This is a genomic window from uncultured Allofournierella sp. (assembly GCA_944382705.1).
In the GTDB taxonomy this organism is placed as follows: Bacteria; Bacillota; Clostridia; order Oscillospirales; family Ruminococcaceae; genus Allofournierella.
Map to the genome: position 1 here is coordinate 1 of CALWNE010000022.1, position 13,632 is coordinate 13,632.

Consider the following 13,632-nt stretch of genomic DNA (forward strand, 5'->3'; position numbering starts at 1 on the left):
CTGGAGGATTGCAGGGCAAAGGGGATGGATTTGGCGGCCTATGAAGCGGAGCAGGTTAGGCGAAGGGCGGGCCACAACCAAAGGGTGGACAGGCCCCAGCACAGCGGCAACGACATCCTGCAACGGGTGGTGCACCGTCCGCTGCGCTTGAAAAGGGAGGAGTGAGGATGTTCTATAATATGGAACATTATCCAGACCCAACGGCAGATACAGCAATCCATAATGCAGATGTAGAGATCCGGGCGGCAAAAGCCGCCCGGATGTTGGAGGAACGAATGCAGGAGATTCAATTCAAGATACCAGGACCGGCAAAAGCCAAGGAGCGCCCCAGAGCGAGGGTGATGTACAGCCACGGAAAGCCCATTGCCCAGATTTACACCCCCAAAAATACCCAAGGGTATGAGGCGAATATCAGGGCGTGCTTTGCCCGGCAGATTGGGGATGTGCGTCTGGCAGCCCCTATACGGGCCACCATCCTTGTGATACATAGCGTGCCCAAAAGCTACCCCAAACGCCGCCGGGAGGATTGCCTGATGGGTGCTGTGCCGCATACCGGCAAGCCTGACCTGGACAACATTGCCAAGGTGGTATTGGATGCCCTGAATGGTGTGGCCTACGATGATGATGCACAGGTTACAGAGCTGCTAATTCGCAAGCAGTACGGCCCCGAACCATGCGTATGGGTTCGCCTGCAAGGGGATGCCACCGTGGAGCAAACCAGGTTGGAAAAGGTAGGTGAAAAGGTATGACAAAATTGCAGCGGATAGCCGCTATTAGACGGCTGGAGCAAATGGAGGACAGTCTGCCTGAAGGGAGCTTTGACAGGCAGGTAATCCGGTGGGCAAAGGAAGATATGCTGGATTATGTCAGAGCGCAAAACAATACCACACCCACACCAGAGCGAAGATGCCAGGTTTGCGGCAGAAGCCTTGACTTGAGCGTGGCGGTTTTGGGTGTTTGTAAAAAATGCGGGGAATTGCTGGAGGTGTCGAGATGACAAAAACAGATTGGAACAAGGCCGTTCGGGCTATGCGAGATAAAGGCTGTGCAAAGCTGAAAAGCGGTTCACAGCTTTTGTACCGTGGCCAAGGGTGCTACAGCTTGGTTGGTGCTGACGGCAACACCGTTGTATGTACTTATAACCTTGAAGAAATCAAAGAAATTTGCGTTGATTAAGATGATTGCACCGGAAACCGCATTAAGCCGTCCGGCGTTCGTGGCAAGCGGTTTTCTGAGCGTTAGTGTTTATGCAAAGGAGCGTGGGAGGAAAATTTATGGAGCCAATAACCAAAGAGCGGCTTGCCCGGTACATATCGCTCAAAAAGGAGAACGAGAACCGGCTGGAACGGCTTGCCCGGCTGCGCAGCAATGCGGAACTGCCGCCCCAGGCCGGGCCGGATGGCAGCAAGGGTACCAGCTGCAACGCAGACCGGCTGGCTCTTGCGGTGGAGGCATATCTGGAATACCAGGCCAGGATGCAGCCTTTGCTTGAAGCCAACCGCCGGGAAATGACTGCCATTGAGGAGGCGGTGGCGGCCTTGCCTGACCCGCTGGAACGGGAGGTACTGCGCCTGCGGTACCTGGATGGATATGGGGTTCGCTTGAATCCCTGGAAAGATATTGCCGTAGTGCTCTATGGGGATGATGACGAGCGTTCGGTCCATGCCTGCATACGGCTTCAGGGGAAGGCAATCACAAATTTAAGTAAATACCTGTAGGCAGAAAATGGCGTAGTAATGCACAGCCTTTGCATGGTATCCTGTAACAGTCGAAGAGCGCACAGGCGCTGCCAGACACGGCTCAGGGCATGGGCCGGACAACCCTCCTCTTGGCCGCCCTGGCAGACGGCGGCAGCAGTAGTCTGCCTGTTATACAAACCCTGGCCGTAACTGGCCGGGGTCTTTTTATGCCCGTTTTGCCTGCATGAGGGCGAAGGGGTAACGGAATTTCGCCCGTTGTGGTTTTGGCCGCTCTGAAAGAAAGGAGCGACCGATGGAGAATTACAAAAACAAAATTTATAACATGGACTGCATTGCAGGCATGGCGATGCTGCCGGATGGCTGTGTGGATATGGCATTGACCGATCTGCCGTATGGCACAACAGATGGGCATTGGGATACACTCATCCCATTCGATGCTCTTTGGCAGCAGCTGAACCGGGTGGTTAAACCAAACGGTGCCATTGTTATGACGGTGGCCCAGCCCTTTACCACCAAGCTGATTAATAGTAACCCAAAGGCGTTTCGGTACTGCTGGTACTGGTTTAAAAACCAGGTAACCGGGTTTCCGTTTGCCAAGGTGCAGCCGCTCAGATGTGTGGAGGAGGTGGTGGTGTTCTACCGCAAAAAGCCAACCTACAATCCCCAGGGGCTTGTAGCACTGGAAAAACCACGAAGAGTGCCCGGCAAAAAGCTGAACGATGCCCATATATACCGCACTGGAGGGCTGGAAAAAGAAAGTGTACAGCGTTTTACCAATTACCCCCGACAGGTACTGACAATCCCATGCCAGAGGGATGGGCTGCACCCTACCCAAAAGCCGGTGGCACTGTTTGAGTATCTGGTGCGTACTTATACAGAACCGGGCCAGCTTGTACTGGACTGCTGCATGGGTAGCGGTACAAAGGCAGTGGCCTGTCAAAATGCCGGGCGGCAGTATGTAGGGTTTGAAATCAACGAGGAGTTTTACAAAACGGCAATCGCCCGATTAACATAATTGACAGAGGTGCCCCATGAACAACCAGCAGAAAAAAGAATATCTATCCCAGTACCGGGTGCTGGTGGGGCAGGTGGAAGACATCCGCTGCCAGCTGCTGGAACTGCGGGAGCTGGCTGTCCGCACAAGCCCCCTGCTTACAACCGAGTGCACCGGCGGAGGGCCAAACATCCACCGGCTGGAGCGGGCGGTGGAACAGCTGGAGGATGCCCGGGAACGCCTGGCCCAAAAGCTGGAGCAGGCCATGGCCTGGCGCAAAGACATTGAGCAGCTGCTGGACAGCGTGGAGGATGAACGCCACCGGCGGCTGCTGGTGCACCGGTATCTGCTGGGGCAGACCTGGCAGCAGGCCGCCGAGAGCCTTTGCATGGACGAACGCTGGCTGCGCCGCTTGCATGAAAAAGCCCTGGCACAGCTGGAGATTCCCCAGCAGCTGCTTGCAATGTGAATGACTGGTTTGGCAAAAAAGAAAAAAGCCGAGGATTACTCCCCGGCTTTTTTTAGATAGGATTGAATGGCCTGCCGAAAAAACTCTGCTTTAGAGATACCGTCAGTTTTTAACTGAGCTTCCCATTCAGCAACAAGTTCTTTGGGTAGGCGCACAGCAACCTGCGAATAAGTTTTATCCAGATAGCGTTGCTTTGCAGCGGTGGAAGTTTTACTCATGGGAATTGGAATCCTTTCGGTTGTTTAAATACAGGCACAGGGCCAGCAATGCGATTTTGATTCCATCTAAAACGGATGGGCTGGAAAAATCGCCGTCCAGAATGTTCAGAACAATCAGGGCCAGCAAAAGACAGTTGATTTTTACCTTCATTTTTGATACAGAATGTGGTATAATAAAGCTCCCTAAGGGGGGAGGGCTTTCGCCCTCCCGGGACTTGCTTATTTCTTCTTCTTTTTCTTTTTGGTTTTTATGAGCTGTCGGGCTGTCAAAACCAGAACGAGGATTTCAAGCAAGTCCTTTATTATTTCCAAGACGGAAATTGTTTTTTCCAACATTCTGTGAACCTCCTTTCATACTGTTATTATAGCATACTGCTAGCAGTATGTAAAGGGGTTTTTAAACTATTTTTGCTCATGCCTTTTGGTATGGGCTTTTTTATTGCAAAATTTGTGGCAGCCGGCACAGGAGACGCTGGCGGGTGGGATTAGGGGACAAAAAACAAACAGAGAGGTGGTGGCATTGGCGGATGCACTGAAACCAAAACACAAGGCTTTTGCGGAGGCTTACCTGAGCAACGGCGGCAACGCATACCGGGCGGCTTTAACCGCCGGGTACAGCGAGACCTTCGCCCGGGCAAAAAGCTACCAGCTGCTGAACCGTGAGGAGATACAGGACTACATTGCCCAGCGGCGCAAGCAGATGGCCCGGCGGGCGGTGAGCCCGGAGCGGGTGCTGCTGGAACTGGCGGCCGTCGGGTTTGCCAATGCCACAGAGGTTGCGAAGGTTGAGGGCGGCGAACTTGTCCTTGCGGATACCGAAGATGTGCCTGCCGATACCCGAAAAGCCATTGTGGCCATGAAACAGGGGCAGGGCGGCATCGAAATCAGGATGGCGGACAAGCTGAAAGCCCTGGAACTCATGGGCAAAAACCTGGGAATGTTCCGGGAAAAGGTGGACATCCAGACCCCGGACACCGGCAAGCTGGAGAGCATTTTGCAGCAGTTGAAATAAGGAGGACAGAGTGAAATTCCCGATTGATGTAGAGTTTTATAAACAAAAAGCAAAAGAAAATTGCGGCTTTACGGATGAAGAGGCAACCTTGATGAGCGACTACCTCAAAGACCTGAACGAAGCCTTTCAGCGCGGAGTTCAGCACGGCTTGAAGCAGTGTAAGGACGCTTCCTAAGATGGCAACGCTCGTTCTAAGCGACAAATACAAGGCGTTTCTGCGCTGCACCGCCCCGGTGGAGTTTCTGGAGGGGACCACCGCCGCAGGCAAAACCACGGTGGGCATCTTCAAGTTTATGCTCCGTGTGGCCCAAAGCCCCAAACAGCTGCACATCTTGTCGGGGTTAGACCTTGGCACCATTGAGAAGAACATCATCACCAAGGAGCTGGGCATTCTGGACGACTTCGGCCCGCTGGTGGAGTACAACCCCAGCGGCAAAGGCAAACACAGCCTGCCCCACATTCTGCTGCACACTGCACAGGGGGCCAAGGTGGTATATGTGCTGGGGTACGACAACAAAGCCCGCTGGAAAAAGGCGTTGGGTGGCCAGTACGGCTGCTTGTACATTGACGAAATCAACATTGCCGACATGGAGTATGTGCGGGAGACCAGTATGCGCTGCGACTATCTGCTGGCCACCCTCAACCCAGACGACCCATCCTTGCCCATTTACGAGGAGTTTGTCAACCACGCAAGACCCCTGCCCCAGTGGGCACACGAAACCCCGAAAGAAATCTTGGAACAGCTGAACCAGGAACCCAAGCAAGGCTGGGTACACTGGTTTTTTTCCTTTGACCACAACGAAGGGTTACCGCCCGAAAAGATTCAGCAAATCATCGGCATGGTGCCGGTGGGAACCAAGCTCCACAAAAATAAGATTCTGGGCCTGCGGGGCAGAGCAACGGGTCTGGTCTTTAACTTACAGCAAAGCAATCTCATCCCGGCGGCACAGCTGCGGCAGGCGATGCAAGAAAACAACCTGCATTGGGTGCAGCTATCCTGCGGCGTGGATACCAGTTACAGCCAGCAAACCGACGATACCTTTGCCTTTGTGTTCACGGGGATTTTGTCCGACCGGCGCAAGGTCACCCTCGCCGCCGAAGTCCACAGCAACAAGGAACGGGCAAGGCGGCGCCTTCCGCCCCTTGCCCCCAGCGATATACCGCCCATTCTGGTGGAGTTTCTGGAGCGGCAGCGCACCGCCTGGGGTTTTGCCCGCACGGTGTACATTGACAGTGCCGACCAGGCCACCATTACCGAGTGCGGCAAATACAAGCGGCAGAACGGCAGCATCTACGACTTTGTTCCGGCATGGAAAAAGATGCCCATTCTCGACCGCATCCAGCTGGAAATTGGCTGGCTTGCCCACGGTGACCACCTTATGGTGCAGGAAACCTGCGCCCCCTTGGTACAGGAGTACAACGCATACAGCTGGAAAGAAGGCAAGGACGAACCGGAAGACCGCAACGACCATGCCGTGAACTCAGAGCAGTACAGCTGGCTGCCCTACAAAGAAAAAATAGGAAGGGTGAAACAATGACTTTTTGGAAGAAGGTGAAAGGAATGATACAAAGCTGGCTGAACATCCAACCGGCCCAGGGGCGGAGCGTAACCATTCGGGAATCGGTGAACCACGCCACCAATGTGCTGCGCAACCAGATTTGGTACCGGGGGGACGCCTCCGAGATTGACCAGCTGTTTAAGCATCTGAGCGAGGATGCGGTGGGCCGTGCAAGATTTTGGGCGGCAGCACCCCAAAGCCAGCAGATTCGCAAGGCCCACAGCGGCCTGCCGGGGATTCTGGTGGACAGTCTGGCCGGGATTGTTAAAGCAGACCTGGGCCGGATGGAGTTCACCACAGACAGCCAGGCCGCCAGCCGGTGGGAGGTGATTGCGGCGGAAAATGATTTTTCTGCCCTGGTGGGCAAGGCGGTGGCAGATACCCTGGTAACTGGGGACGGTGCCTTTAAAATCAGCATGGACACCACCCTCAGCCAAAAGCCCATTCTGGAATACTGGGACGGCAGCCGTGTGGAGTATGTGCGCCGACATGGCAGGGTGGCACAGGTGCATTTCCTTACACCCATGGGCAAGCGGCTGCTGAGGGAAATCTACAGCCCCGGCAGTGTAACCTACAAGCTCTTTGAAGGCGAAAAGGAACTGCCCCTCGCCGCTGAACCAAGCTGTGCAGACCTGCAGCCTGTAACTTTTAACAGCCAGGTCATGCTGGCGGTGCCTCTGCAATTCTGGCCGTCCGGGCGGTATCCGGGCCGGGGCAAAAGCATCTTCGACAGCAAAACCGACGCCTTCGACGCACACGACGAAATCATCAGCCAGTGGCTGGATGCGGTGCGGGCCGGAAGGGTGCAGAAGTATATTCCGGAAGCACTGATTCCCAGAAACCACGCAGACGGTAGCCTAATGAATGTAAACGCCTTTGGCACAGAGTTTGTACACATCGAAAACAGCGCAGGAGAAAATGGCGGCAATAAAATCGAAACCGTTCAGCCGGAAATCCGCTACGAAGCCTTTGTGGCCAGCTACACCGCCACACTGGATATGTGTTTGCAGGGCATTGTAAGCCCGGCCACCCTGGGCATTGATGTGGGCCGTATGGCCAGTGCCGAAGCCCAGCGAGAGAAAAAGGACATCACCGGCATGACCCGAAACGCCATGACGGCTGTACTGGAAAAGGCGTTGCCCAAACTGGCGGAAATTGCCCTGCAAGCCCAGGACATTTTAGAGGGCCGCACCCCCCAGCCCTACGCCGCTGCCATCGGCTTTGGGGAGTACGGCGCACCGGATTTTGACAGCCGGGTAAAAACCATTGCCAGTGCAGCCAGCAGCTCCATTATGAGCGTGGAGGCCCAGGTGGACGAACTCTGGGGCACCAGCAAGGACGAGGACTGGAAGGCAGCCGAAGTTCAGCGCATCCGCTTTGAGCGTGGTGTGGAGGACATGACCGAACCCTCCCTGCTGGATGAGGTAGCCAGATGACCGCCCAGGAGGTGGCCGACCTGTTCCGTGCCCTGGAGCTGGATCTGGTGGCAAGCTTGAAACGCAACATGGGCCGCCACATCGCCCAGGAACAGAAGGAGGGTGGCAAGAACAATGTGCCCGAGCATTGGGAGGCGTGGCAGGCGGCAAAGCTGCGGGATTTGCGCCGCTTTCAAACCGAGAACCGTCATATTGTGGCCCGGTATGCTCCCCGGCTGGATGAGGAAACCCGGCAGCTTTTGCAGGAGCAGTACGCCGAGGGCGGCTCTGAGGGCTTTTTTGCCATGAACGACCGCAAGGTGAATGCCTTGATAGGCGAGATGCAAGCCGCCCACCAAACCAGCCAGAAGGCCGCATTGCGGTACATGGACGATGTATACCGGCAGACCATCCGCAAAACCGCCCTTGGTATGGCCACCGGCAGCATGACCCTAAAGCAAGCGGTGGACGATGCCACAAAGGACTTTTTGCGCCAGGGCATCCAGTGCATCCGCTACAAAAACGGCAGGCAGGTGAACATTGCCAGCTATGCAGAAATGGCACTGCGCACCGCCAGCACAAGGGCAACTTTGCAGGGAGAAGCCGCCCTCCGGGAAACCCTTGGGGTGGACACGGTGCTGGTGAGCCAGTACGGGGCGTGCAGCGATACCTGCCTGCCCTGGCAGGGGCTGGTTTACATAGACGATGTGTTCCAGGTGTACAACGGCCCCCACACCCCCGGCGGCACCTATGGCATAAGCCGCAACGGCAAGCAGTACCCCCTGTTGAGCGTGGCCATGAAGGCGGGGTTATTCCATCCAAACTGCCGGCATACCCTCACCACCTGGTTTGAGGGCATCAGCACAAGGCCCAAGCCCATGGACAAGGCGAAAATCCAAGCAACCAGCCGGCTGGAATCAAAACAGCGAGCCATGGAGCGCAGGATTCGGCAGGCAAAGCGAGAGGCCGAGGGCTTGCAGGACGAGCAAGCCGCCAAAGAAGCCCGGCGAGAGGTACGCCGCCTGCAAAAGCAGCTGAAAGCCTTTGTGGATACCCATGGCGATGTACTGCGCCGGGACCCCTGGCGTGAGCGGTACGATGGGGTGAAAGCGAAAAATGGGCGCTCAGCAGGAGAGAATATCGACAAGTCTCAGGCAACGGAAAATTTGCCGAAGCAAATCGGGCAGCTGCCCAACATGAGCGATAAGACGGCAAAAGCATTTCTTGCCGAGGTGGAAAAACAGACTTTTGATTTAGAACATGAAGAAGATTGTACGATTTTGACGGATGGAACGGTATGGCGAACCAAAGGAACTGCAAGCGAGGTACATCCAGAAGCAATTCAAACAGTGTTTGGAAAGTCGTTGGCAGGATCGTATTCTTACCACAATCATCCGGCAAATAAAACGCACTACTCTTTAAGTGGTGAAGATGCTGGATTTTTCTTGGAAAATGAAGTACAATATTCCCAAGCAAGCGATGACCGATATATTTATTTTATGGAACGGACACCACAAACTGTTTTCGCCAGGTATGAAGAAGTTACGGTTATGTTTGAATCAATCCGAAAAGGCCCTGTAATGGAAATGAAATTCACAGGAGAAATTGACCCTGACCTGGATGAGTATCACATGACCATGAAGCTACTTGCGGAAGAGTATGGTTTTCGCTACGGAAGAGAGGTTCGCCGTGGTAGATAAAGATTCCCCTAAGTACCCCGATTATATGCAGGAAGCCAAAGCGCTCTTTGAGGAGTACGAAAAAAAGATGGAGGCACTCCGTCCACCGGCAAGCTATCGTGGCTTGGATGGATGGGACACAGCGGAACTCAGCAGGGAGTGCCATCGGAAGCTCAAGGAACTCCAAAAAAAATATGGCTTTCTGTAAACTACTCACCAATCGTAGAGCGTCCATAATCATTTTGTTTTTAAAAATGGCTGTTTTTTAAAAGTGTATTGCACAAAATAGGGCCAACAATTAAAATTTATATCCCCCCAAAGCTCACGCCCCAAAAGGGCAGTGGGCTTTTTTCATGCCTGTATCTGGCCGCATGAGGCTGGAACGGGCATTTTTTATACCATTTTGCAGATGACTGCAAAGACGAAAGAAAGGACTGATACCATGCGCAAAAAGACCCAGGCAGACCAGCCGGAAACCACCACCAAAAAGGCACCCGGCCAGCAGATGGACGACCCCGAAACCCACCAGGCCGAAGGGGTACAGCAGAGCGAGCAGGAAACCCAGCAGGACACCGCCGCCACCCAGCAGGAGGACAGTACCCAAGCCCAGCAGGAGGGTGAGGAACAGGCAGACAAGCAGCAGCCCGAACCCAGGGAGGGGATGCAGCCCAAACCCAAGGCAGCGGCCGCCCAGCAGGCAGACCAGCCCGACCAGCAGGAGCCTTCCACCCAGCCCCAGGCAGAGGACCGTGTGGCCCAGCTGGAACAACAGCTTTTGCAGGCCAACAGCCGTAACGCCGCCTATGCCGCAGGGGTTCGCCCCGAACTGGTGGAGGATGCTGTCACCCTGGCGATGGCACAGGCAGCCGCAGCGGGCCAGGTAACCCAGGAGGCGGTGCAGTCTGCCATGGAACAGGTGCTGCAGCGCCACCCGGATTGGAAGATGCAGCCCGCCCAAACCGGCAAAAAGACTACCGGCGGCTTTGTACTGGGCAGCGACCCCAGCCGCACCGCTGCCGGTAAGCCCACCGGCACCGGTAAGACCGAGAGCAAAAAGCCCTGGAATAAATTCAACCGATAAGAAAGGACAATACGACTATGGCTAATACTGTAAATCACGCCCAGCAATGGAACCCCGAACTGGTGGAGATTATGCGCCAGAACACCCTTTGCGCCCCCTTCATCACCACCAATGTGCGCTGGCTGGATGCAAAGACCTTCCACTTTACCAGCATGCAGACCAGCGGCTTTAAGAACCACAGCCGCAACGGCGGTTGGAACCGTGGCGAATTCACCCAGACCGACCACCCCTACACCGTAACCCACGACCGTGACATTGAGTTTTTGGTGGATAAGGCGGATGTGGACGAGAGCAATGCCACTGCATCCATCCAGAACATTGCCCAGGTGTTCACCCAGAACCAGTCCGGCCCCGAAAAAGACGCCCTGTTCTTCTCCAAGGTTGCCGCCGCTGCCAAGGCTCTGGAGGGCTACCACACCGAAACCGACGCCTCCACCATCACCAAGGCGAATGTATACGGCCACCTGAAAAAGTGCATGGCCGCCGGCAAGCTGCGCCGCTACAAGGGCAAGGGCGGCCTGATTATGTACATTACCAGTGCCATTATGGATGCGCTGGAGCAGTCCACCGAGTTTACCCGCACCATCAATGTAACCCAGATTGCGGACGGCGGCGAAGGCATTGAAACCCGCATCACCGACATTGACGGCGTGCCTGTGATGGAGGTCATCGACGATGAGGTTTTTTACGACGCCTTCAACTTTGAGCCTGCAAACGGTGGCTTTGAGCCCCACGCCGGTGCCCACAAAATCAATGTGCTGATTGCCAGCCCCCTCACCACCAAGGTGGTGCCCAAAATCTCCAGCATCTACTTCTTTAACCCCGGCGCCCACACCCAGGGCGACGGCTACCTGTACCAGGAGCGTGAGCTGAGCGATGTGTTCACCTTCCCCAACGGCAAGGACGGCAAGGTGGATTCCGTGTTTGTGGATACCGACACTGCGGCCAGCGTGCTTGCGGACATCGACACTGCGGCGGTGGAGTAATATGGCATACGCAACCGCAGAAGAATTTGCCCGGTACTGCCCGGGCCAGTCCATGGATGAGAGCACCCTCACCGCCCTGCTGGAGCAAGCCAGCGATCAGGTGGACGCCGTGTGCTTTGGCCGCATCCGCCGCCAGGGCTTTCCGGCATTGGCCAGCTACCAGCAGGAGTGCATCAAAAAGGCGGTGTGCCTCCAGGCTGGCTGGCTGCACACCTATGGAGAGCTGCTGGACAGCCCCCTTGCCAGTTATGGCATCAATGGGGTGAGCATGAGTTTTGACGCCGCCCGCACGGTGCGCCAGGGCGGTGTAACCGTGGGCCAGCCGCTGTACAGTATGCTGATTCGCACCGGGCTTGCCCACCGGGGCATCTGGTAGGGGGTGGCGTCATGAAATGGCCAAGCCTGGTGGCTCCCTGGGCCTGCAAAACCCCGGTCACTGTGGTTCTGGAAAGTGAAATTGGTGAGGACGGCGCACCCGTTGCAAGGGAGCCGATTCAAGCCCTGTGCAGCTTTTCCGAACAGCAGCGGCAGGTGGTAACCGCCGACCGCCAGCTGGTTACCCTAAACGGCACCTTGCTGTTCCCCGGCGATTTGGCCCCCCACTGCCCCAAGCTGGCTGGCACGGTGGAGGTTTACGGCAACCGCTGGACCATCCACAAGGCCAGCCGGGGCCGCAACCCGGACGGCAGCGTGAACTACACCAAGCTGGAGGTGATGTAACCCGTGGCCATTAAAATTGAGCTGGACGACGCAGTTTTTGCCCAGCTGGAGGATGCAGCGCAGCAGGCCGCCGTGGCTACCATGGAAGCCCTAAGGGGCGAAGTTGTAACGGCCCAGGTCATGCCCTTTGATACAGGCGAAATGCAGGACAACCGCACCTTTGTAAAGCCGCTGAAAATGGGCGCACGGCTGGAAACGGATGCCCCTCAAGCCAGGCGGCTGTATTTTCATCCGGAGTACAATTTTCAGCAAGGCAACAACCCCAACGCCCAGGGCGAATGGCTGCGGCACTGGCTGGAAGGCGGCGAGCAGGAGGACTTTGTACCCCAAACCTTTGAAAAGCGGCTGAAAGGCGGTGCAACATGACCACCGAACAGCTGAAAAACTGGCTGAAAAGTCAAATGGATGTGGGCGAGGGCATCCGCATTGGCAGCATTGACGGCAACGCCAGCCGCTTTATCGGGGTGTATCGCAAAGAGGTGGCAGGCGGCGCAAGGATTTGCCTGGGCGGTGCAGCCCAAACCCTCACCGAAACCCTTCGGGCAGATATTCTGGTGCACTGGACGCAAAGTGCCGTACAGGCAGAACAAAAAGCCCAGGAGGTATGGCGGCTGTTCTACGGCTTAACCAATACCGATATGGACGGCGCCGCCGTCTACTGCGCCGATGCAGGAGCAAGCCCCATCCCACTGGGCAGAGATGAAAAAGGAATCCACGAATATTGTATTCGTGTCACCTTAACTTGTAAAAGGAGTGAATAACAATGGCAAAAACAGGCGTGTATCCTGTGTATGAGAATGCATTTAAAATCAACAACAGGGGCCGCAGCGGCGATGCCCTGGTAACCATTGCGGAGATGGAAAGCTTTAGCGTGTCCATTGACGGCAACACCGCAGAGTGGAGCCCCCTGGAGGCTGCTGGCTGGATGCGCCGCATGGTCACGGGTAAATCCCTGACCATTACCCTGACCGGCAAGCGCCATGTGGGCGATGCGGGCAACGATTATCTGGCCGGGTTGGCATGGTGCACCGGCGAAGATTGCAACAGCCAGTTTGAATGGACCTTTCCCAGCGGCGCAAAGCTGAAATTTGACTGCGTGGTGAATGTAACCAACCCCGGCGGCGGTGAAAGCCGGGATGTGGCCCCGCTGGAGGTGGAAATCCTCAGCGATGGCAAGCCCACCTTTACCCCTGCGGTCTTGGCGGTGGAGTATTAAGCGCCAAACACAACCGAACAGTACATAAGCCTCGCCCATCCCTGGGCGGGGTATTTTTAACCCTATTTTGAAAGGAAAAAATGATATGAGCAAACTGTATACCTTGGATGAAAAACTGTTGACCGGTACTCCCGAAATCCGCATTGGCGATAAATGCTACCCCGTGGACAACCGACAGAAGACCGTAAAAAAGCTGATGAAGCTGAACCTCACCGAGGAAAGCGACCAGATGGACGAAGCCCTCAAGCTGGCCTTTGGTTCCGGCTTTAAGGAGATTGACACCATGGATCTGCCCTTTCCTGCTTATCAAAAGCTGTTCGAGCTGGTGATGGCAGCGGTCACCGGCGAGGAGCCGGAGGAAATCGCCGCCCGATTTCAGAGGAAAAAAGACCAGTAACAGCGAAGCCTGTTACGACATGGAGCTGGATGCCGTACTGATTGAGCAGAGCATCGCCAAACAGTACGGCGTTCTGCCCAGTGCTCAGCCGGAGCTGCCCTATTGGGAGTGGGCAAGGCTGGTGTCCGGCCTTATGGATGATACCCCACTGGGCCGGGTGGTGGCGGTACGCAGCGAGAGCGACCC

At 55.7% G+C, this 13,632-nt stretch carries 20 protein-coding genes and 1 pseudogene; 20 read left to right on the forward strand and 1 reads right to left on the reverse strand.

What is annotated here, in order from left to right; genetic code table 11:
* Window positions 1-179 precede the first annotated feature (179 nt).
* The 5 genes from ACH2EM_RS03100 (at window position 180) to ACH2EM_RS03120 (ending at window position 3,163) form a co-directional block, all read left to right on the forward strand.
* Window positions 180-749 carry a RusA family crossover junction endodeoxyribonuclease gene (locus ACH2EM_RS03100; protein WP_395150613.1) on the forward strand — a complete coding sequence of 190 codons (570 nt, stop codon included), beginning with the start codon at window positions 180-182 and terminating at the stop codon, window positions 747-749.
* Window positions 750-993: 244 nt separating this feature from the next.
* Complete coding sequence (locus tag ACH2EM_RS03105; RefSeq protein ID WP_395150614.1) at window positions 994-1,176, forward strand: hypothetical protein; 183 nt, start codon at window positions 994-996, stop codon at window positions 1,174-1,176.
* A gap of 98 nt (window positions 1,177-1,274) precedes the next feature.
* Window positions 1,275-1,718: a hypothetical protein gene (locus ACH2EM_RS03110; RefSeq protein ID WP_395150615.1), complete on the forward strand. Its 444-nt coding sequence runs from the start codon at window positions 1,275-1,277 to the stop codon at window positions 1,716-1,718.
* Window positions 1,719-1,992: 274 nt separating this feature from the next.
* Entirely contained in the window at window positions 1,993-2,715 is a 723-nt protein-coding gene (locus ACH2EM_RS03115; protein WP_395150616.1) for a DNA-methyltransferase, read from the forward strand.
* A 16-nt stretch (window positions 2,716-2,731) separates the two neighbouring features.
* Complete coding sequence (locus tag ACH2EM_RS03120) at window positions 2,732-3,163, forward strand: hypothetical protein (RefSeq protein WP_395150618.1); 432 nt, start codon at window positions 2,732-2,734, stop codon at window positions 3,161-3,163.
* Between the two features lie 35 nt (window positions 3,164-3,198).
* On the opposite strand, the gene ACH2EM_RS03125 is transcribed toward ACH2EM_RS03120, so the two are convergent.
* Window positions 3,199-3,381: a ribbon-helix-helix protein, CopG family gene (locus ACH2EM_RS03125; protein WP_395150620.1), complete on the reverse strand. Its 183-nt coding sequence runs from the start codon at window positions 3,379-3,381 to the stop codon at window positions 3,199-3,201.
* Window positions 3,382-3,901: 520 nt separating this feature from the next.
* Between ACH2EM_RS03125 and ACH2EM_RS03130 the strand changes: the two genes are divergently transcribed.
* The 15 genes and pseudogenes from ACH2EM_RS03130 to ACH2EM_RS03200 all read left to right on the forward strand — a co-directional run.
* Complete coding sequence (locus ACH2EM_RS03130; RefSeq protein WP_395150621.1) at window positions 3,902-4,393, forward strand: terminase small subunit; 492 nt, start codon at window positions 3,902-3,904, stop codon at window positions 4,391-4,393.
* A gap of 10 nt (window positions 4,394-4,403) precedes the next feature.
* Complete coding sequence (locus ACH2EM_RS03135; protein WP_395150622.1) at window positions 4,404-4,568, forward strand: hypothetical protein; 165 nt, start codon at window positions 4,404-4,406, stop codon at window positions 4,566-4,568.
* A 1-nt stretch (window position 4,569) separates the two neighbouring features.
* Window positions 4,570-5,931, forward strand: coding sequence for a terminase (locus tag ACH2EM_RS03140; RefSeq protein WP_395150623.1), 1,362 nt, complete (start codon window positions 4,570-4,572; stop codon window positions 5,929-5,931).
* Complete coding sequence (locus ACH2EM_RS03145; RefSeq protein ID WP_395150624.1) at window positions 5,928-7,388, forward strand: capsid protein; 1,461 nt, start codon at window positions 5,928-5,930, stop codon at window positions 7,386-7,388. Before ACH2EM_RS03140 ends, ACH2EM_RS03145 begins: the two co-directional genes overlap by 4 nt.
* Window positions 7,385-9,067: a phage minor capsid protein gene (locus ACH2EM_RS03150; protein ID WP_395150625.1), complete on the forward strand. Its 1,683-nt coding sequence runs from the start codon at window positions 7,385-7,387 to the stop codon at window positions 9,065-9,067. The genes ACH2EM_RS03145 and ACH2EM_RS03150 overlap by 4 nt, the downstream gene beginning before the upstream one ends.
* Window positions 9,057-9,254: a hypothetical protein gene (locus ACH2EM_RS03155; RefSeq protein ID WP_395150626.1), complete on the forward strand. Its 198-nt coding sequence runs from the start codon at window positions 9,057-9,059 to the stop codon at window positions 9,252-9,254. Before ACH2EM_RS03150 ends, ACH2EM_RS03155 begins: the two co-directional genes overlap by 11 nt.
* A 234-nt stretch (window positions 9,255-9,488) precedes the next feature.
* A complete protein-coding gene (locus tag ACH2EM_RS03160; protein WP_395150627.1) occupies window positions 9,489-10,127 on the forward strand; it encodes a hypothetical protein in 639 nt (212 codons plus the stop codon).
* 17 nt (window positions 10,128-10,144) lie between these two features.
* Window positions 10,145-11,113 (forward strand): phage capsid protein, encoded by a 969-nt coding sequence (locus ACH2EM_RS03165; RefSeq protein WP_395150628.1) that lies wholly within the window; start codon window positions 10,145-10,147, stop codon window positions 11,111-11,113.
* A gap of 1 nt (window position 11,114) precedes the next feature.
* Window positions 11,115-11,489: a hypothetical protein gene (locus ACH2EM_RS03170; protein ID WP_395150629.1), complete on the forward strand. Its 375-nt coding sequence runs from the start codon at window positions 11,115-11,117 to the stop codon at window positions 11,487-11,489.
* Between the two features lie 11 nt (window positions 11,490-11,500).
* A complete protein-coding gene (locus ACH2EM_RS03175; RefSeq protein ID WP_395150630.1) occupies window positions 11,501-11,833 on the forward strand; it encodes a hypothetical protein in 333 nt (110 codons plus the stop codon).
* Window positions 11,834-11,836: 3 nt separating this feature from the next.
* Complete coding sequence (locus ACH2EM_RS03180; RefSeq protein ID WP_395150631.1) at window positions 11,837-12,199, forward strand: hypothetical protein; 363 nt, start codon at window positions 11,837-11,839, stop codon at window positions 12,197-12,199.
* A complete protein-coding gene (locus ACH2EM_RS03185; RefSeq protein WP_395150632.1) occupies window positions 12,196-12,594 on the forward strand; it encodes a minor capsid protein in 399 nt (132 codons plus the stop codon). Before ACH2EM_RS03180 ends, ACH2EM_RS03185 begins: the two co-directional genes overlap by 4 nt.
* A 2-nt stretch (window positions 12,595-12,596) precedes the next feature.
* Entirely contained in the window at window positions 12,597-13,049 is a 453-nt protein-coding gene (locus ACH2EM_RS03190) for a phage tail tube protein (protein WP_395150633.1), read from the forward strand.
* A gap of 85 nt (window positions 13,050-13,134) precedes the next feature.
* A complete protein-coding gene (locus ACH2EM_RS03195; RefSeq protein WP_395150634.1) occupies window positions 13,135-13,446 on the forward strand; it encodes a hypothetical protein in 312 nt (103 codons plus the stop codon).
* 19 nt (window positions 13,447-13,465) lie between these two features.
* Window positions 13,466-13,632: pseudogene (locus ACH2EM_RS03200) on the forward strand (hypothetical protein); the annotation flags it as partial.

What these genes read in the sequence shown, in the direction of transcription:
- ACH2EM_RS03170 (WP_395150629.1), top strand. Translation starts at nt 11,115, where the DNA reads ATGGCATACGCAACCGCAGAAGAATTTGCCCGGTACTGCCCGGGCCAG.
- ACH2EM_RS03185 (WP_395150632.1), top strand. Translation starts at nt 12,196, where the DNA reads ATGACCACCGAACAGCTGAAAAACTGGCTGAAAAGTCAAATGGATGTG.
- ACH2EM_RS03190 (WP_395150633.1), top strand. Translation starts at nt 12,597, where the DNA reads ATGGCAAAAACAGGCGTGTATCCTGTGTATGAGAATGCATTTAAAATC.
- ACH2EM_RS03160 (WP_395150627.1), top strand. Translation starts at nt 9,489, where the DNA reads ATGCGCAAAAAGACCCAGGCAGACCAGCCGGAAACCACCACCAAAAAG.
- ACH2EM_RS03150 (WP_395150625.1), top strand. Translation starts at nt 7,385, where the DNA reads ATGACCGCCCAGGAGGTGGCCGACCTGTTCCGTGCCCTGGAGCTGGAT.
- ACH2EM_RS03165 (WP_395150628.1), top strand. Translation starts at nt 10,145, where the DNA reads ATGGCTAATACTGTAAATCACGCCCAGCAATGGAACCCCGAACTGGTG.
- ACH2EM_RS03145 (WP_395150624.1), top strand. Translation starts at nt 5,928, where the DNA reads ATGACTTTTTGGAAGAAGGTGAAAGGAATGATACAAAGCTGGCTGAAC.
- ACH2EM_RS03195 (WP_395150634.1), top strand. Translation starts at nt 13,135, where the DNA reads ATGAGCAAACTGTATACCTTGGATGAAAAACTGTTGACCGGTACTCCC.
- ACH2EM_RS03115 (WP_395150616.1), top strand. Translation starts at nt 1,993, where the DNA reads ATGGAGAATTACAAAAACAAAATTTATAACATGGACTGCATTGCAGGC.
- ACH2EM_RS03125 (WP_395150620.1), bottom strand. Translation starts at nt 3,381, where the DNA reads ATGAGTAAAACTTCCACCGCTGCAAAGCAACGCTATCTGGATAAAACT.
- ACH2EM_RS03105 (WP_395150614.1), top strand. Translation starts at nt 994, where the DNA reads ATGACAAAAACAGATTGGAACAAGGCCGTTCGGGCTATGCGAGATAAA.
- ACH2EM_RS03120 (WP_395150618.1), top strand. Translation starts at nt 2,732, where the DNA reads ATGAACAACCAGCAGAAAAAAGAATATCTATCCCAGTACCGGGTGCTG.
- ACH2EM_RS03140 (WP_395150623.1), top strand. Translation starts at nt 4,570, where the DNA reads ATGGCAACGCTCGTTCTAAGCGACAAATACAAGGCGTTTCTGCGCTGC.
- ACH2EM_RS03110 (WP_395150615.1), top strand. Translation starts at nt 1,275, where the DNA reads ATGGAGCCAATAACCAAAGAGCGGCTTGCCCGGTACATATCGCTCAAA.
- ACH2EM_RS03175 (WP_395150630.1), top strand. Translation starts at nt 11,501, where the DNA reads ATGAAATGGCCAAGCCTGGTGGCTCCCTGGGCCTGCAAAACCCCGGTC.
- ACH2EM_RS03100 (WP_395150613.1), top strand. Translation starts at nt 180, where the DNA reads ATGGAACATTATCCAGACCCAACGGCAGATACAGCAATCCATAATGCA.